General features: G+C 45.3%; 14 protein-coding genes and 1 tRNA gene. 10 read left to right on the plus strand and 5 right to left on the minus strand.

Translation table 11 applies throughout. The features are described from left to right. Positions 1 to 382: 382 nt before the first annotated feature. A complete protein-coding gene (gene gyrA / locus ACR64J_RS04310) occupies positions 383 to 3,169 on the plus strand; it encodes a DNA gyrase subunit A (RefSeq protein WP_435950619.1) in 2,787 nt (928 codons plus the stop codon). Positions 3,170 to 3,233: 64 nt separating this feature from the next. On the opposite strand, the gene ACR64J_RS04315 is transcribed toward gyrA, so the two are convergent. Beyond that, positions 3,234 to 4,513, minus strand: a protein-coding gene (locus ACR64J_RS04315) for an IS3 family transposase (protein WP_435949542.1) whose coding sequence is annotated in 2 segments (ribosomal slippage) — positions 3,234 to 4,135 and positions 4,135 to 4,513 — 1,281 coding nt in all. Because the reading frame shifts where the segments join, the coding sequence is not laid out codon by codon here. A gap of 148 nt (positions 4,514 to 4,661) precedes the next feature. Here ACR64J_RS04315 and rarD point away from each other — a divergent pair. The 4 genes from rarD (at position 4,662) to ACR64J_RS04335 (ending at position 8,087) form a co-directional block, all read left to right on the plus strand. Beyond that, the gene (rarD, locus tag ACR64J_RS04320; RefSeq protein ID WP_435950621.1) at positions 4,662 to 5,696 is read left to right on the plus strand and encodes an EamA family transporter RarD; all 1,035 of its coding nucleotides are present in this window, start codon (positions 4,662 to 4,664) and stop codon (positions 5,694 to 5,696) included. Positions 5,697 to 5,916: 220 nt separating this feature from the next. Further along, complete coding sequence (locus ACR64J_RS04325; protein WP_435950623.1) at positions 5,917 to 6,585, plus strand: glutathione S-transferase; 669 nt, start codon at positions 5,917 to 5,919, stop codon at positions 6,583 to 6,585. Between the two features lie 112 nt (positions 6,586 to 6,697). Beyond that, a complete protein-coding gene (locus tag ACR64J_RS04330) occupies positions 6,698 to 6,922 on the plus strand; it encodes a hypothetical protein (protein ID WP_435950625.1) in 225 nt (74 codons plus the stop codon). A 46-nt stretch (positions 6,923 to 6,968) separates the two neighbouring features. Beyond that, positions 6,969 to 8,087 carry an MBL fold metallo-hydrolase gene (locus tag ACR64J_RS04335; protein ID WP_435950626.1) on the plus strand — a complete coding sequence of 373 codons (1,119 nt, stop codon included), beginning with the start codon at positions 6,969 to 6,971 and terminating at the stop codon, positions 8,085 to 8,087. A 9-nt stretch (positions 8,088 to 8,096) separates the two neighbouring features. On the opposite strand, the gene ACR64J_RS04340 is transcribed toward ACR64J_RS04335, so the two are convergent. Beyond that, entirely contained in the window at positions 8,097 to 9,023 is a 927-nt protein-coding gene (locus ACR64J_RS04340; RefSeq protein WP_435950628.1) for an ATP-binding protein, read from the minus strand. A gap of 74 nt (positions 9,024 to 9,097) precedes the next feature. Between ACR64J_RS04340 and ACR64J_RS04345 the strand changes: the two genes are divergently transcribed. Further along, on the plus strand, positions 9,098 to 10,060 hold the full coding sequence (locus ACR64J_RS04345) for a serine/threonine protein kinase (RefSeq protein ID WP_435950630.1): 963 nt from the start codon (positions 9,098 to 9,100) through the stop codon (positions 10,058 to 10,060). Between the two features lie 63 nt (positions 10,061 to 10,123). Here ACR64J_RS04345 and ACR64J_RS04350 read toward each other — a convergent pair. The 3 genes from ACR64J_RS04350 to ACR64J_RS04360 form a co-directional block, all read right to left on the minus strand. Continuing rightward, positions 10,124 to 10,208 (minus strand) — tRNA-Leu (locus ACR64J_RS04350). Positions 10,209 to 10,424: 216 nt separating this feature from the next. Then, entirely contained in the window at positions 10,425 to 12,083 is a 1,659-nt protein-coding gene (locus tag ACR64J_RS04355) for a sigma 54-interacting transcriptional regulator (RefSeq protein WP_435950632.1), read from the minus strand. Between the two features lie 34 nt (positions 12,084 to 12,117). After that, the gene (locus ACR64J_RS04360; RefSeq protein ID WP_435950634.1) at positions 12,118 to 13,392 is read right to left on the minus strand and encodes a two-component system sensor histidine kinase NtrB; all 1,275 of its coding nucleotides are present in this window, start codon (positions 13,390 to 13,392) and stop codon (positions 12,118 to 12,120) included. Positions 13,393 to 13,571: 179 nt separating this feature from the next. Here ACR64J_RS04360 and rimO point away from each other — a divergent pair, with 179 nt between their 5' ends. The 4 genes from rimO (at position 13,572) to uppS (ending at position 17,766) form a co-directional block, all read left to right on the plus strand. Continuing rightward, positions 13,572 to 15,110, plus strand: coding sequence for a 30S ribosomal protein S12 methylthiotransferase RimO (gene rimO / locus ACR64J_RS04365; RefSeq protein WP_435950635.1), 1,539 nt, complete (start codon positions 13,572 to 13,574; stop codon positions 15,108 to 15,110). A 269-nt stretch (positions 15,111 to 15,379) separates the two neighbouring features. Continuing rightward, positions 15,380 to 16,105: a UMP kinase gene (gene pyrH, locus ACR64J_RS04370; protein ID WP_435950637.1), complete on the plus strand. Its 726-nt coding sequence runs from the start codon at positions 15,380 to 15,382 to the stop codon at positions 16,103 to 16,105. A 68-nt stretch (positions 16,106 to 16,173) separates the two neighbouring features. Next, entirely contained in the window at positions 16,174 to 16,728 is a 555-nt protein-coding gene (frr, locus tag ACR64J_RS04375) for a ribosome recycling factor (protein ID WP_435950639.1), read from the plus strand. Between the two features lie 279 nt (positions 16,729 to 17,007). Further along, the gene (gene uppS, locus ACR64J_RS04380) at positions 17,008 to 17,766 is read left to right on the plus strand and encodes a polyprenyl diphosphate synthase (protein ID WP_435950641.1); all 759 of its coding nucleotides are present in this window, start codon (positions 17,008 to 17,010) and stop codon (positions 17,764 to 17,766) included. Positions 17,767 to 17,781: the final 15 nt, after the last annotated feature.

Here is a 17,781-nt window from a genome sequence, read left to right on the forward strand (position 1 = left end):
TGTATCCAATCGGATGCAGTTTTTTTGTTTTAGTGTCAAATGAGTCGGTTAAATCTGGACTAAAACTTGCGATAAAAAGTGAGATGAAGCTAGCATGATTTTGGAGTCTAAAACGCCTTAAAATATAAGCCAATATTTAGCGCTTTTGCCTGATTTTAATGACACTCAGATACCCCTAAGCGCCTAAATTTATGCTAAAATAGCTTCTTTATTTAAACCTTAAAACTATCGCCATTTTCCTACTGTTTTACATTACTTATAATTCCTTTTTATGGTCAGTTTTACTAATAATGACGCGTTTTTGCGTCTAATTTACGTATGACAGTTAGCCATTTTGACAAAGGCATAAACGGTAGAACGAAATGCGAGTAAAGGAGTATATATGAGCGACTCGATCAGTCCTATTGCCATCGTAGACGAGTTAAAGCAATCCTATCTGGATTATGCGATGAGCGTGATCGTCTCGCGCGCGCTGCCTGATGTGCGTGATGGGTTCAAGCCTGTGCATCGCCGCGTTATGTATGCGATGCATGTGCTATCAAATGACTATAACAAAGCTTACAAAAAGTCGGCACGTGTGGTCGGTGATGTTATCGGTAAATATCACCCGCATGGTGATAGCGCCGTTTATGATGCTATCGTGCGTATGGCGCAGGACTTTAGCTTGCGTTATCCCATGGTTGATGGTCAAGGTAACTTTGGCTCGATCGATGATGATCCACCAGCCGCCATGCGTTATACCGAAGTACGCATGACCAAGCTGACTCATCAGATGCTCGCTGACTTGGATAAAGACACTGTCGATTGGGAAGACAACTACGACGGCTCTGAGCGTATGCCAAGCGTGTTGCCGGCGCGTATTCCAAACTTGCTCGTCAACGGTGCAACTGGTATTGCGGTCGGTATGGCGACCAATATGGCTCCGCACAATTTGACCGAAGTCATTAATGCCTGCCTCGCTTATGCCAATAATCCGCAAATATCAGCGGAAGAGCTGATGACGCATATCTCAGGTCCTGACTTTCCGACAGGCGGTATCATCTATGGCCGCGCAGGTATCCTAGATGCGTATCGTACGGGTAAAGGCCGCTTGCATGTGCGTGGTCGTTATATCATCGAGCCGATGAGTGATACAGGCGTCAACCGTGATCGCGAGCGTATCGTATTCACTGAAGTGCCTTATCAAACCAATAAAGCCAAGCTGATTGAGCGTATCGCAGAGCTGGTTCGTGACAAAAAGATCGAAGGTATCACAGAGATTCGTGATGAGTCGGACAAAGACGGTATGCGCATCGCTATCGATCTGCGCCGTGGTGAGACCGCTGAGGTTATCGTCAATAACTTATTCTTGCAAACGCCGCTTGAATCGAGCTTTAGTATCAATATGGTGGCGCTAGATAATGGTCAGCCTAAGCTATTGACCTTGCGTCAGCTCATTGCCGCCTTTGTACGTCATCGTCAAGAAGTGGTGACGCGCCGTACTATTTATGAGCTAAATAAAGCGCGCGTTCGTGGTCATTTGCTTGAGGGCCTAACGGTTGCACTCGCTAATATTGACGATATTATCGCGACGATTAAAGCCTCAGCCAATCGTGGCGAGGCGCGTGAGAGCTTGCTAGGTAATACTTGGGGCTCAGGTAGCGTCGTTGCTATGCTCGCCGCCGCAGGTAGTCAGTCAGTACGACCAGAGTATATTGAAGGCGAAGATCCCAAAGCACCTTTTGGTCTAATTGATGGCTCAGTACAAGGCGAGCAAAGTTATCGTTTATCACTTGAGCAGGTCAATGCAATTTTGGATATGCAATTGCATCGCTTAACAGGTCTTGAGCAGGACAAATTAACTGAAGAGTATCAAGATCTACTGCGTGAAATCGCCAATTTAGAAGCTATCCTTGGTGATTTTGATAAGCTGATGACCATTATCTCTAATGAGATGATTGAGATTCGGGACAACTTCGGTGATGAGCGTCGTACTGACATTATTGACTCGCGTACCGACTTTAACCGTGAAGACCTAATCCCTGAGCAAACGGTTGTCATGACGGTATCACGTACAGGCTACGCTAAAACGCAGCCAATCGATGATTATGTCGCTCAAAAACGCGGCGGCAAGGGCAAGTCTGCGACGGCGATGAAAGAAGACGATGTCATCGATCATTTGGTGGTGACCTCAACGCATGCGACGGTGCTTTGCTTCACCGATACCGGACGTGTCTTTAGTCTACGCGGCTTTGAAGTACCTATTGCTAGTCGCGGCGCGCGCGGTCGTCCATTAGTCAATCTCATTGGCTTGACGGGTGATGAGACCGTCACGACGATACTGCCAATACCGCAAAATACCGCTGATGTTACCGGTCACTTTGTGTTCTTTGCAACCGCTAACGGTACAGTGAAACGCGTTGAGCTAGAGCAGTTTGCTAGTATTCGCTCTAATGGCCTAATCGCTGTTGGTTTAGAGGATGATGACAAGCTCGTTAGCGCTCGCATTACTAGTGGTAGTCAAGAGGTTATGCTGTTTGCCTCAAGTGGTAAGGCTATTCGTTTTGATGAAAATGATGCGCGTTCTATGGGCCGTACTGCAAAAGGCGTGCGCGGTATGCGTCTGAGCGACGATGAAGTGATCAAATCCCTAGTCGTAATCGAAGATGATGTCCGCGAAATCTTGATTGCCTGTGAAAACGGCTTTGGCAAGCGTACCTTTATCGATGAGTTCAATACCCAAAACCGCGGCGGTGGCGGCGTTATCGCTATCAAAACCAGTGCGCGTAATGGTGCTTTGGTTCGCGCGACTAAGGTGGAGCCTGAAGATGACATTATTCTCATTTCAGATAAGGGTACGCTAGTTCGTACCCCTGTCGAGCATGTCGCAAGCTCAGGCCGTAATACGCAAGGCGTTACTTTGATTCGTCTGTCAAAAGATGAGAAACTCGTGGCTATGGCCCGTGTTGAGCATGATGAGAGTGATAATGCACTCGTCGATGCTATGCGTGAGGACGGCACCTTTGATGTTGACGCCCAAGAGCAGATCGATATAGACGCACAGACAGATAGTAGCGCTCATGATGAGATCAATGACTCTATCGATATTGCAAATGACTATCAGCTAAAAGATGATGGTGCTTTAGGCGATATTACTTTAGACAATGAAGGCGACGCCGATGAGAGCTGATCTGCTAAGCGACTAACATACTCTTACTTTTAACCTTTGTCCCGTCCTAAAATAGGTTGAGGGTTTATAAGGAGTCAGATACTGCAAGTATCTGGCTTTTTTTTGGAATATCACTTCTTATATTTTTATGAGCTTGGTTCGGTGTGAGCATATTCAAACTTAAATGCGGTCTCCTCTCATTATAGATATGTATAGACTCGTCTATCATTACTTTCAACTCATCAAAAGTATTACACTCGTATAGTAAGAACTCATATTTTAAAATACCATTGATTCTCTCAGCCAAGGCATTTTGGTAACAATCATAGCCATCCGTCATTGACGGCGTTATCTGATAAGCTTTTAGTGCCTCTTGGTATAGCTCGGAGCAGTACTGTAGTCCTCTGTCTGAATGATGAATCATAGCATGATCATAGTAGCGGTTAGACTGCGCCATCTTTAACGCTTTGACCACATTGCACGCTCTCATATCGTTACTCAAGTGATAGCCCATAATCTGTCTTGAACAAGCATCTGTCACCAGCGATAGATAATGAATGCCCTCACTAGACTTTACGTAGGTGATGTCCGCCACGAGTACTTGCTCTGGTATCAGCGGTTGGTTTTGGTTGTCTTTTAACAAATTAGGATATTTCTTGAGCCAGTGCTTACTGTCAGTCGTCTTAGTATAGCTACGTTTGGGTTTCACCAGTAAGTCATGTGCCCGCAAGTAATCAAAGAAACCATCTCGACCTAGTTTGATACCTGCTTTTATAAGCTTAGGTTTGAGCAAGTAGTACAGTTTACGTCCGCCAAGCTTTGGCATAAACTGGCGATAAAATACAACCCATTCAGACAGTATGGCTAACTCGTCTACTCGCTTGAGGTGTCGCGCTCTATGTTGGTAAACGGCTTGAGTACTGATTCCTAATAAGCGACAGCCCCTAGCTAAACTCACTTGTCCGTTTTGTTTAAGGTGCCAGAGACTGTCGTGACAGACTTTTTTCTTAAGTTTACTCCATGGTCTTTGTCATATATATCAATCATGGTATTTAAAATAAGATTACGATCTCTTTCGTCTGCAAGCTCTCGTTCTAGACGCTTTATCTGCTGAGCAGGGGTTTCTACACTAGGGTTATGGGCTGACATAGGACATCGCCTCCGCTGATTAGAACCTGTCCAGTCCAATTTACCATGCTTTCGTAGCCATACCAAAACGGTACTGCGTCCTTGTATGCCATAAATACTCTGGGCTTGTTTATAGGTCATGTCGCCTTTTTCAACACTATGTACAATGCTTAATTTAAAGCCTAAGGTGTAATCTTTTTGACTGCGTTTCGCTCTCTTACTCTCTACGTTTGACATATTATCGCCTAAAAAGTGTCAACTCATTCTAGGACGGGACACTTTTTTAAAAAAAGCCTCTGACGTTATCGTCGGGGGTTTTTAGTTTTTGCTAACTGCTTTTATCACGTTAGTATCTTCAACCCATCTAACCTATGAGGCTACTGTTATGCTCACGACCAATCAAACGTTTCAAGGCACAGTCGCTTCTATAGCAGCAAGCTTCTTGTTTTCTTTGATGTTTTTGTTTGGGCTGTTTATGCAGCCTTTATCGGGTACGCAAGTGGCCTCGTGGCGGGTGCTAATGATGCTGCTTAGCCTGATATTGTTAGTGAGCTTTACTCGGCAGTGGCAGCATGTGGTTGATTATCTAAAGACCATAAAGACACCAATGGACTGGTTGTTATTCATTTTACCGACGCCCATTCTTGGCGGGCAGATTTGGCTGTTTATGTGGGGACCTGTCAATGGTTACGGTCTTGATGTGACTTTGGGCTATTTTTTACTGCCACTTGCGATGATTATTGTCGGGCGGTTTTTGTATCATGAGTATATGAGTGCGCTACAGTGGGCAGCGGCAATCTTTGCAGCTATTGGTATTGGTCATGATATTTTTCAGTATGGCACCGTCTCTTGGGCGACCTTATTTGTCTGTTTGGGTTATCCACCGTATTTTTTGATGCGTCGCAAACTTGCCGTACCGCCTATTACAGGCTTGTTGTCTGATTTGACTTTACTGACGCCCTTTGTTTTGATCATGCTCTACAGTAGCGGCGGCTTTAGTATGGCGATGCAAGCGAGTAAGTTTTGGTACTTGCTGCCGCTGTTAGGGGCGTTTAGTGCCTTTGCGATGTCGCTGACTATGGTCGCTAGTAGCAAACTGCCTATCTCACTATTTGGCGCTTTGAGCTATGTTGAGCCTATGCTCCTGTTTGTATTGTCCGTAACGGTACTCAGTCAAAGTCTAGATGAGGGTGGCTCACTTTTTATGTACGCGATGATTAGTTTGGCGCTGCTAGTAATGATTATCGATAGTGCTAAGGGCTATATCACGCGCCGCACAAAGGATAATCTATACGGTTACAACGAGCCACAAGTGAACAGCTTTCCGCCGCGTCGCCGCCTAACTACCCGCCGTATCGAGGGCGCGCTAGCGGCGCATCGATTCCGTAAAATCCAAAAGTATCAACAAAAAAATAGATAAATTATCACAAAAAATAGAAAATATGGGTTCAAGTTAGAGACAGGTTTGCTATTGGGTATGGTAAATACTTTATCATTAATAGCGTTTGAGTCTTGCCTATTGTCTGTTTTGAGTTTTACAATTATCCTGTTTTTTATTAATAAAGATAACAAGACGCGCGCGTATAAGCTTTATAATAACCAAAATTTATAACGTACTCATTATTGAATTAGGATAATTTATGCTACATCTTCATCATTTAGAAAACTCACGTTCACATCGTATTTTGTGGCTATTAGAGGAGTTGGGCGCTGACTATAAGCTCACCTGTTATGTGCGTAACAAGGCTTATCGCGCGCCTGATAGTCTTAAACAGATTCATCCTATCGGTCATGCTCCGATACTAGAAGTTGATGGACGAGCGCTGATAGAGTCAGGGTTTATCATCGAGTATTTGCTCAAGCATTATGATCCTCAGCATAAGTTTAAACCTACTGATGATCAAGAGACGGCGTGGGAGAACTATACGTTTTGGTTGCACTTTGCCGAAGCGTCGGTCATGCCGCCACTAGTTATGCGCTTGGTATTTAGCAAAGTCGTCGAGCAGTCTCCTATGCTGATCAAACCTGTTAGTAAAAAGATTCGTGATCAAGTTGAAAAAAGCATGATTAGTAGCAGCTTGGATAAGATGCTGACGATGATGGAGCAGCATTTAGAGGACAATCGTTACTTCGCTGGTAGCGAGTTTAGCGCCGCTGACATCCAGATGCATCTGGCTGTACTTGGTGCCAATGCGGGTAAAGGACTAGATAAAAGAAAGTATGCTAACTTGCTTAACTGGCTTAACCGCTGCGAAGAGCGTGATGCCTTTAAACGTGCTGAAGAAAAAGGCGGTCGTTTAAAGTTCTAAAATATCGTTTAAAAATTTTTAATAGGACTTAAAGTAAGACAAAGGGTGCGTTATCGATTAAACTATTGATAACGCACCCTTTTGTTTTGGATGTAAATACAAAGGTATTATAATGGTAGACCCAAAAAATCTAAAAAACCCATTTAATGAAGAAGACATCGTTCAGCAGCCTGTGTCAATGAAGTCTTGGGGACAAAAGCTACTGGTCGCGCTGCTATGCGTAGCAAGTTTTTATGGCGGCTGGAAATCGTACGAGTCCAATATGGTCAATGATTGTTATGCTAGTGGCGGCAAGATGGTTGAAGGGGGGAGAACGCTATCATGCCAATTACCTTAGTCGCACAAGCACACGTTTTGACGGATATGAATAAGAGCTGTAGCTTATGCTTAAGCTAACCTTTTTGGGAACCTCAGCAGGCGTACCTACCAAAGATCGCAATGTCACAGCGCTGGCGGTTGAATGTCTTAATCCCTATTGTTCTCACTCAAAAGCATCTGCATCACAACCGTCTAAGAAGTCACGTCCGTGGCTACTCATAGACTGCGGCGAGGGCACTCAGCAGCAGTTATTGCGTACCACATTATCAGTCCATCAGCTCGCCGCTATCTGTATTACTCATGTCCATGGCGATCACTGCTACGGTCTGCCAGGTTTGCTTGCTAGCAGCGCAATGTCGGGACGTTCTGAGCCACTAACGATTATCGCGCCGCAAGCCATCAACCAGCTAATTGAGGCTGTCAAAGTAGCGACTGATCTGTACTTACCTTATACTATTAATTTTATAGCCATAGAAGAGGTGTTATCACAAGATAAAGATAGCCAAGACAATAAAATTCGTCTTAACATAACCGATCAGCATCATATCGATATTGATATTACGCTCTTGTCACACCGCGTACCCTCGCACGCATTTGGTATGACGCAAAAGATAAGTCGACGTACGCTCAACACTGATAAGTTAATCGCTGATAGGGTGCCCGCTAGTAAGATATGGGGACAGTTGCAACAGGGCGAAGACGTCTATACCAAAGAGGGTAAGCGGCTATATTCAGCCGATTATGTTAACACCGAGGAAAAACGCACTCGTATTGTCGTCGCAGGAGATAACGACACGCCTACGTGCTTACAAACCGCGCTACAGGATACAGACCTGCTCATACACGAAGCCACTTATACTACGCCAGTGCTTGCCAAAATTCAGGCAAAAAATCTTGAGTTTGATCCTATGCATAGTAGCGCGGCACTCATCGGACAGTTTGCGCAAGATAGGGGTGTGCCCAATCTAATTTTGACGCATTTTAGTGCGCGTTTTCAGAGCTTTGATAATCCTAATAGCAGCACGCCAAATATGGGTCATATCCGCACTGATGCTCAAAGCACCTATCAGGGCAATCTATGGCTGGCTGCCGACTTTGCTCAATATTTAGTTGAAGGGGCTGATAGACAAGTGACTGTTTTGGGTTCTACTTTGGATTCTAGTTTAAGTAAGCTAAATTCGTAGACTTTGATATTAAGACTTATCATCATCCATTGCCAATTGCACCTGTCCTATCCAGTAGCGACTAAATTGATAGGCCACTCGCCCAGAGCGACCGCCGCGCTGCGCGGCCCAGCGTAGCGCTTCAGCCTTGATAGATTCTGGTAGAGTGTCATCATTTGCATCTGTTTTACTCTCATCAGACACCGCACTAAAAGACATGGTGTTTAGGTAATGATGGACAATGTGTAAGTAGGTGCGCTGATCCATCGGATGAAAGGACAGCCATAGACCAAAGCGATCCGAGAGCGATACCGTTTCATCTATGGTCTCATAAGGGTTGACCTCATCGGTCTGACCGTCATAAATACTGACATTATCTTTCATGAGCTGCGGCAGTAGGTGACGTCGATTACTAGTGGCATAGACAAGTAACTTGTCTTGCTCAGAGTCCAGCGCGCCGTCTAATACACTTTTGAGCGTGCGATAGCTCTCATCTTGCCCGTTAAACGCCAAATCATCGCAGTAGACCACATAGCGGCAGTGGCAATCGGCTGGCAGTGCATTGATCGCCGCGCGAATCTTGTCCAGTACCTTTAAATCGTCACGGGCAATCTCGATAATGCGCAACCCTTCGTTATGGTAGGCCTGCAATAATGCACGCACCAATGATGATTTACCTGCGCCGCGTGTTCCTGTCATGAGTACATGGTTGGCAGGATAGCCTTTTAAGAACTGGCGCGTGTTCTGTACCAGTTTTGCCTTTTGCGTATCGATACCATGCAAGTCATCTAAACTCAAAAACAGGTTGACGGCTAAAGGTTCTAGATGACCTTGCGCGCCGCCGACCCAGCGATAAGCGAGCTGCTCGGGATCAATCTCAATAGTAGGCGGTAATTGCTGCTGTAAGTACTGAGTGAGCAAGTCTAATACAGGCTTAGGTAGAGCGTACTGAGACATAGTTTTTCTTATCATCAAGAGTAGTTAGAATAGGGGTTTGTTTTGTTCGTTAAATACAAGGGCTTTATTTTATCATGAAAGATAGCGCCGCGATGTCTTTAGAACAACAAGCCTTGCAAGTGCAGGCGAGTCAGCTGTTGCCTATGATCACACGCAAGTTTTTCAAGCTGGGCTATCAAAACATGGCTCATCAACGGATCAGTCAGCAGGCTGATAATACGCAGATATATCAAGGTATAACCCGCGCTCAGCATGAGCAGTTCGGTGATGTCATGATCAAATGGCAGCTCAGTATGGATGACTGCTCATCTGAGTTTCATAATGAAGCTAAAGTCTTGCGTGCTCTAGAGCAAAATCATAAGAATCTAATTGCTACCGCGCCGTCAGTATTGGCTTTTGACATCCTACATTTGAAAGTATTAGAAAAGCAGCAAACCCTAACCTTACTCGTCATGCCCTATTACGCGCAGGGAGGTTTGGCGAAGTATCTCACCCAGCCTTTAACTGAGCTGCAAAAGCATCAGCTCATAATGCAGGCGGCACGCTTGATAGCTCATCTGCATAACGCTGGCTGGAGTCATGGCGACATCAAACCGAGCAATTTTATAATTAATAATAACCACTCTATCGATACGAAAAATCCTGCTTTATTACTTACTGATTTTGCTTTGGCAAAACTGATTGATCCCAACTCTGTTGAAAGTGCTAAGAAAAATAACTTAAAAACTAGCTCAGGCACGCCCGCTTATCTAGCACCCGAATGCTGGCAAGGTTGTAGCACAACGGTGCAAAGTGATATTTATGCTTTTGGCATTATGCTGTATGAGATATTAATGGGCGAGCGAGCATATAAAATTGATAATCAAAGTCATGAGCCGATAAGAGATTGGGCCATTCAGCATTGTCAGCAGTCTATTCCGCTATTACCTTCTCAATGTCGTCGTTATCAATTGATTTTGGACAAGGCGCTTGCGAAGCGGGTAGAGAAGAGGTATTTGAGTATGGAGGAGGTTTTGGAAGATTTGAGTTATTTATAAAACACAAAAAAGCCTGCTAATAAGCAGGCTTTGGTATTTGGTCTAAGAGTTACTATCGAAAAATGGTGGGGCTGGAGAGACTCGAACTCTCACACCTTGCGGCGCCAGAACCTAAATCTGGTGCGTCTACCAATTCCGCCACAGCCCCATTTTGGTTACTCTATCATCAAAAACGTCTATATTCAAACGTGTTCAAGACAAATAACTGATTCGGTAGTGCGTCTCAGTGGTTGGCTATTATATAGAGTTTGAATCGTTTGACAACCCCTTTTGACAATTATTTTTTATTTTTTAACGTTATTTAATTTTATGTTGATAGCGCTCAACGACTATTAGCGCGTTTTGAATAGTCCCAGCGATACGCTTAGGACGATATATCGAGCTGTTGTAATTTACGCGTTAAGGTATTGCGTCCCCAGCCAAGCAGGTTGGCCGCTGCTATTTTTTTGCCGCCGGTATGCTTGAGTGCTGCCCTCAGAAGGATACGCTCAAATTCAGGCGTTGCTGTTTGCAGTATATCGGTAGCGCCTGATTGCAAGGCTTGCTGCGCCCATTCGGACAAGACTTGTTGCCAGCGTTCGCTATAACCGGAATCAGATTGTGCGGCTATCGATAGCGGTTGACTGTTTTGAGTCAAATCTCTTTGCGCATCATTTGGTATGGCGGTATTGATAGAGACTTGAGCAAGTAATTCAGGCGGTAAGTCCTCGCTCATAACGGTATCGCCTGTGGTCATGACGGTCAGCCATAGACAGACATTCTCTAACTGACGAACATTTCCGCGCCACTCAAACCCTTGCATCATGCGCATGGCATCGGTGTGTAACTGCTTGGGCTCTGTGCCCATTTGCTCAGCGGCACGCCGCATAAAATACTCTGCTAATGCTGGAATATCATCGATACGCGCGCGTAGCGGTGGCAGCGGCATACGAATCACATTGAGCCGATAAAATAGATCCTCACGGAACTTGCCTTGCTCAACTAAGTGCTCAAGGTTTTGATGGGTAGCGGCGATGATGCGTACATCAACTTTGACTGGCTGCTGACCACCAACCCGATAGAATTCGCCATTTGCTAAGACTCGTAGCAGCCTTGTCTGAGTACTAAACGGCATATCGCCAATCTCATCTAAAAATAGCGTGCCGCCATCCGCTTGCTCAAAGCGTCCTTGCCTACGCGTGGTGGCTCCTGTGAACGCGCCTTTTTCGTGTCCGAATAACTCGGATTCAATTAAATCATGAGGAATGGCTGCCATATTTAAGGCGATAAAAGGCTGCTGCGCGCGCGGTGAGTGTTGATGTAGTGCGCCTGCAACCAGCTCTTTTCCAGTCCCTGACTCCCCTGTGATAAGGACGGTAATAGGGGAGTGCGCCAATCGCCCGATAGCACGAAACACAGTCTGCATCGCGAGTGATTGACCAATAATGCCGCTGGGATTAGGATTGAGGTTAGGGTTGTTAGTTTTGTGAGCGGTCTTATCTTGCCCCTGTTTTTTGAGTGGCCAAGTAGGTTTTACCTCGACTGGCTTGTCTTTTTTACTTGTTTTATTTTCTATCGTAGTGGTTTTATTATCTTCAGTGCAGTTTTGAGGACTGGTATTGTCTGTTGGTTGATAATCGATAGCTTTATAAATGGTTGCGACCGCATCGTCTAAATCAAAAGGCTTAGGCAGATACTCAAACGCGCCTGCTTGATAGCTGTTAATCGCTGAGGTGATGTCTGAGTGTGCGGTCATAATGACGATGGGCAGATCAGGGAAATGCTGGCGTACCCAATCGCTAAAGGATAAGCCGTCCATCATCGGCATGCGAATATCGGTCAAGATCACATCGGGCAGCTCGGATATGGGTTCACGCTCCTTTAATATATCATTAAGCCGTGTCCAGGCCGCTTTTGCCTGCGTAAAGCTGACGACATTGAGATTGGCATCGGTAAAGGTATCGGCGAGAATGAGACGCAAGGCCGCATCGTCATCGATTAGCCATAGCGTTGCGGAAGATTTATGAAAGTTATTTTCAGTCATATAAAAAGCCTAAAGGGCAATCTTAAGTGATGTTTTACGAGGTACCGACGGTATCGCTCGGTTGCTCAAAAGGTAAATACAGCGTAAAGCATGTGTGCGTTTGCTGCTGATCTGATGTCACCTCAATCATACCATGATGGCGATGCACGATATCTTGTACGATGGAGAGTCCAAGACCTGTACCAGTTGCGCGGTGAGTCACCATCGGGAAAAATATTTGTTCGATAAGCAAAGGATCTATCCCCAAACCATTATCTGTAATAGCAACTTGCAGTACTTGTCTGTGCTGCTGATGACCGATGGTATGCTGAAAGGCAACTCGCGTTTGAATACGAAGTGTGGCTGGTTGAACAGACGTATCATAAATCTTTTCACTCATCGACTCGCAAGCATTATTAATCAGGTTTAAAACCACTTGAATCAGCTGATCCTTATCGGCAATAAGCTCAGGCAAGGACAAATCATAATCTCGCTCAATGGTTACATTAGGATATTGATTGAGCGCAAGCATCAGCACATGCTCAAGCGGTTCGTGAATATTGACAGCTTGCCAATTGGGCAACTGATTGGAGCCCAGTAATTGGGAGATAAGAGCCGTTAAGCGATCGGTCTCTGAGATCACGATATCAGTATAACTACGAAGCTTTTGCGCAACGGTACGAGCAGCAGGTTCAGACGGAACAAGATTGTTATTAGAATAGTTAGACAAGCTATTATTTTCACTTATATCATATAGCTTGTTAAATTGTCGCTCAAGCAACTGCGCTGCGCCGCGAATACCTGCCAATGGGTTTTTGACCTCATGAGCGACCGAGCGGAGCATTTGCCGTGCCACCTCGTACTGCTGCTGTTTGCGCTGATCTTCGGTAATGCGGCTTTGACGATTTTTACCCCACATCTCTATGATAAAAAACGGCTGCTGCTGATAAATGACTGGCGTCACGCTATAGTCTATAGATAGTAACGCGCTATTACTCAATGGCGATCTGATAACATGATCGTGATCGATAAAGGGCTGCTGAAAGTGTTGAGCTTGCGCAAAACGCTCTTTTAGTAAGCAAGGTTTATTTGCTGCATCTGAGCCTTTAAAGTGATTAGACACCTCATCTGGCGCTAGCAGGGTTAGAATAGAGTGACCTAATAATCGCGCGCGGCTAATAGCGAGTAATTGCTCGGTTTGCGGATTTAGCCATTGAATAATAAGCGCCTCATCGACCCATAGCACGGCGGTAAATAGGTGCTGGGAGATAAAAGCGGTTTGCAACTCATTGGAGCCTGGCACAGTGGTAGTCACAAAAGGGATATCCATAAAAAATTGGCATTTCACTTAGCATTATAATCAACACAAGAAGTCATAAATAGAATATTTAACCATAAATCAAAAGCTTGCTGCTAAAACTGGCGCGGCAAATTGGACGTTTAAACTGGTGATTTGACTAAAAAAAACGTACAATGCGCACAGTTATTTTATCTTAAGCAAGGTCAGCCATGTCCAAAATCTCAACCGAATCATTGACGACAAATAGCAAACCGCAATCAGCGCTGCAAGATACTGCCACCGTCTTTAATCCTGCCCAGTTGCAGGCGCCTGAGGAGCCGGCGCAGCCTTATCATCATAAGGCCAATCATAATCAGAACCGGAGCATTGAGCAAAGTGGTGAAGCAAGCTTGAGCATGCCGGTGAACGCGGCGCCAAAGATCGGTTTTGTCTCGCTTGGCTGCCCAAAAGCCTTGGTCGATAGCGAGCGTATTATTACAGAACTTACGCGTGATGGCTATCAAGTGGCAAGTGACTATTCAGGTGCTGATTTGGTCGTGGTCAATACCTGCGGCTTTATCGAGTCAGCGGTACAAGAGTCGCTCGATGCAATTGGTGAGGCCATTAGCAAAAACGGTAAAGTCATCGTTACTGGCTGCTTGGGCGGCGATGCGGACAAAATTCGTCAGATGCATCCTGCTGTGCTTGCGGTGACGGGCGCCCATGCTTATGATGACGTCATTACCGCAGTCGGGCAACACGTGCCTAAGCCCGCGCGCAACATAGATAACAACTATGATCCAAAAATAGATCTGATTAATGAGGCGGGTATTAAATTAACCCCGAGTCATTATGCTTATCTAAAAATATCTGAGGGCTGCAATCATCGCTGCACGTTTTGTATCATTCCAAGCCTGCGTGGTGATTTGGTCTCGCGTCCCATCGATAGCGTCATGAACGAAGCATTAGCACTCAAAAATGCTGGCGTCAAAGAGCTGCTTATTATCTCACAAGACACCTCCGCTTATGGTCTGGATCTCAAATATAAGACCAGCTTTTGGAATGGCATGCCGCTTAAGTCCAAGTTTTATGACATGTGTCAAGCATTGAATGACTTAGGGATTTGGGTACGCTTGCATTACGTTTATCCTTATCCGCACGTCGATAAAGTGGTCGAGCTTATGGGCGAGGGCAAGCTGTTACCTTATCTCGATATTCCGTTCCAGCATGCCAGTCATAGCATCTTAAAAGCCATGAAGCGCCCAGCGCATAGCGAAAACACCTTGGCACGTATCCACAAATGGCGCGAGATTTGCCCTGAGATTGTTATTCGCTCGACGTTCGTCGTTGGCTTCCCAGGTGAGACCGAAGCCGATTTTCAGTGTCTGCTCGATTGGCTGGCCTGCGCACGTCTTGATCGCGTCGGCGCCTTCACTTATTCAGAAGTCGAGGGCGCGGTTGCTAATGACTTGCCCAATCATGTACCAGAGGACGTTAAGCAGTCTCGCTATGAGCGTTTGATGGCGCTACAACAAGACATCTCAGCGCAAAAGCTGCAAGAAAAAGTCGGTAGAACCCTGCAAGTACTCGTTGACGAGATAGACTTTGAGGAAGGCATCGCTATTTGCCGTAGCTACGCCGATGCGCCAGAGATTGATGGTCATGTCTACGTCGATGATATTAATGCCACTGTAAAAGTGGGCCACCTCCTAACGGTCACGATTGATGACGCTAGCGAATATGATTTATTTGCCAGCTATCAAGGTTAAACTAAAAGCTAGATTAAAATAAAAAATAGGGTAAGTGAAAGCTAGGTTAAATTGGCAGATAGATTGTGATTTAGCCTAAGTCATAAACACATTTAGATTTAACCATTAACGCCAGTGAAAATTGCCCAACGACGAGCAGTTTTTGCTACAATTAGCGCAATTTGACCTAAGCGTCTATCCGAGTACGCATCTGACGCTTTAGGTTGAGAGCACATCCAAAATTTTGTTATCACCCAATTATAAATCACCCAATCATAAAAGGTAATCCTATGTCTGACAAGAACCCTCAATTCTCGCGTATTTTACTCAAACTCTCAGGCGAGGCGTTAGCAGGCGGCAAAGACATGGGTATTGATACCTCAGTGCTAGATAAAATGAGCTTATCTATCGCCCATCTGCGCGGTCTTGGGGTTCAGGTCGGTATCGTCGTCGGTGGTGGCAATCTCTATCGCGGCGCGCAGTTACAAAAAGAGGGCTTGGTCGGACGTGTGACCGGCGATCAAATGGGAATGCTTGCAACAGTGATGAACGGCCTTGCGATGCGTGACGCACTTGAGCGCCGCAATATTAAGACGCGCCTGATGTCAGCGCTACCTATTGGTGAAGTGACTGAGAGTTATAGCAGCCGTAATGCAATTCGCTATCTCAAAAACGGTGAGGTTTGTATTTTTGTGGCTGGTACAGGCAATCCATTCTTTACGACGGACACTGCTGCTTGTTTACGCGGGATTGAGATTGAAGCGGGTCTTATATTAAAGGCGACTAAAGTAGACGGCGTCTATGACAAAGACCCAAGCTTGCATAGCGATGCGGTCAAATATGATGGTCTAACCTTTGATGAGGTGCTCGAGCAAAAACTTGGCGTTATGGATTTAACCGCAATTGCACTGTGCCGTGAGCATAACGTACCTTTGCAAGTGTTCGATATGACCAAGCCCAATGCCCTTCTAAATGTGGTTATGGGCGAAAATGAAGGCACGCGCGTTTATCATTAATAAAAAATAATGCACAATTAGTCTATAGCGCTATAACATAGCAAATATTATCGATATAAGGATCTATTATGATTAAAGAGATTAAACAAGATGGCGACGCGCGCATGGCAAAAACGCTAGAGGCGCTTGAGAACACCTTTAGTAAGGTCCGTACCGGCCGCGCCCATCCAGGAATGTTGTCAGGGATTATGGTGAGCTATTATGGCGCGCCAACGCCTTTAAACCAAGTCGCTAGCGTTAACGTCGAAGACTCGCGTACCCTGCTCGTGCAGCCTTTTGATCGCACTATGGTACAAGCAGTGGACAAGGCTATCCGCGAAGCGGATTTAGGTCTAAACCCTATGACCGCTGATGTGATCCGTGTACCGATGCCAGCACTCACTGAAGAGACGCGCCGCGATATGCAAAAGCTTGCACGTAGTGAGGCTGAAAATAGCCGTGTCTCTATTCGCAATATTCGCCGTGATATGATGAATGACATCAAAGAATTGGCCAAAGAAAAAGAGATCTCGGAGGACGATGAGCGCCGCGCTAATGATGATATCCAAAAGATCACGGATAAGTACATCGACACTATCGATAGCCGTTTAAGCAAAAAAGAAAGCGACTTGATGGAAGTATAAAAGCATTTTAGGTCTTGGTTAATTACAGCCTATAGTGTGATGCTATGGGCTGTTTGTTATCTAGCCATTGCCATCAAATCATGTCTAATATTAAAAACTGGTTCCATCTTTAGATTTATCACTTCAAATCGCTTAAAAAGGGTATTCAAACACGCCATAGTAAGCTTATTTAAGAAGTTATCCTATTTATGATAAGTTTGTGAAATACTAGCGCAAGGCTTTTGCTACGATATTTAGCACGCTATGATACCCTCACTATTACAACAAGTAGACGACCTTATGTCCACATTGAACGACGCTCATGATCAAGCTCTCTTGCCTCGCCACATTGCTATCATTATGGATGGTAATAACCGCTATGGCGATCATCATAAACTCGCTAAAGGTGAAGGTCATATTGCAGGCAAAGATGCACTAGATCCTATCGTCGAGTACTGCGTAAGCACTGGTATTGAAGTGTTGACTGTTTTTGCTTTTTCGAGTGAAAATTGGCAGCGTCCGCCTAACGAGGTGGCGCTGTTAATGCGCTTGTTGGCATTGACTATCAATGAGCAATTACCAAGAATGCAAAAATATCGCATTCGTCTGCGTTTTATCGGTGATCGCAGTCAGCTCAATAGCGAGTTGCAAGATTTGATGATTGACGCTGAACAAAAAACCGCTGATTTTGAAGCGATGACCTTAGTTATTGCCATCAGCTACGGCGGGCAGTGGGATGTGGCACATGCTGCAAAAACGCTTGCCGAGCAAGTGCTAGCAGGACAGTTGCAAATTGAGGATATCAATAAGGAGCGCTTAGCTGCGCACGTACAATTAGCGGACGCGCCAGCGGTAGATATGCTGATTCGCACAGGCGGTGAGTACCGGCTCTCTAACTTTTTGCTTTGGCAATCAGCGTACGCAGAGCTGTTTTTTACTCAGACCTTGTGGCCAGATTTTACGCCAAATGAGCTTGAAGTTATGCTCACTGATTTCGCGCAGCGTCAACGCCGCTTTGGCAAAACCAGTGAGCAAGTTCAAGTACAAGACTTGTCTTAGAGTCTAGATTTATAA

This window comes from Psychrobacter sp. DM8 (assembly GCF_051307025.1).
Lineage (GTDB): Bacteria > Pseudomonadota > Gammaproteobacteria > Pseudomonadales > Moraxellaceae > Psychrobacter.

Coding starts and splice junctions, on each gene's coding strand:
- gyrA (WP_435950619.1), top strand. CDS start 383: ATGAGCGACTCGATCAGTCCTATTGCCATCGTAGACGAGTTAAAGCAA.
- rarD (WP_435950621.1), top strand. CDS start 4,662: ATGCTCACGACCAATCAAACGTTTCAAGGCACAGTCGCTTCTATAGCA.
- ACR64J_RS04325 (WP_435950623.1), top strand. CDS start 5,917: ATGCTACATCTTCATCATTTAGAAAACTCACGTTCACATCGTATTTTG.
- ACR64J_RS04330 (WP_435950625.1), top strand. CDS start 6,698: ATGGTAGACCCAAAAAATCTAAAAAACCCATTTAATGAAGAAGACATC.
- ACR64J_RS04335 (WP_435950626.1), top strand. CDS start 6,969: ATGCTTAAGCTAACCTTTTTGGGAACCTCAGCAGGCGTACCTACCAAA.
- ACR64J_RS04340 (WP_435950628.1), bottom strand. CDS start 9,023: ATGTCTCAGTACGCTCTACCTAAGCCTGTATTAGACTTGCTCACTCAG.
- ACR64J_RS04345 (WP_435950630.1), top strand. CDS start 9,098: ATGAAAGATAGCGCCGCGATGTCTTTAGAACAACAAGCCTTGCAAGTG.
- ACR64J_RS04355 (WP_435950632.1), bottom strand. CDS start 12,083: ATGACTGAAAATAACTTTCATAAATCTTCCGCAACGCTATGGCTAATC.
- ACR64J_RS04360 (WP_435950634.1), bottom strand. CDS start 13,392: ATGGATATCCCTTTTGTGACTACCACTGTGCCAGGCTCCAATGAGTTG.
- rimO (WP_435950635.1), top strand. CDS start 13,572: ATGTCCAAAATCTCAACCGAATCATTGACGACAAATAGCAAACCGCAA.
- pyrH (WP_435950637.1), top strand. CDS start 15,380: ATGTCTGACAAGAACCCTCAATTCTCGCGTATTTTACTCAAACTCTCA.
- frr (WP_435950639.1), top strand. CDS start 16,174: ATGATTAAAGAGATTAAACAAGATGGCGACGCGCGCATGGCAAAAACG.
- uppS (WP_435950641.1), top strand. CDS start 17,008: ATGTCCACATTGAACGACGCTCATGATCAAGCTCTCTTGCCTCGCCAC.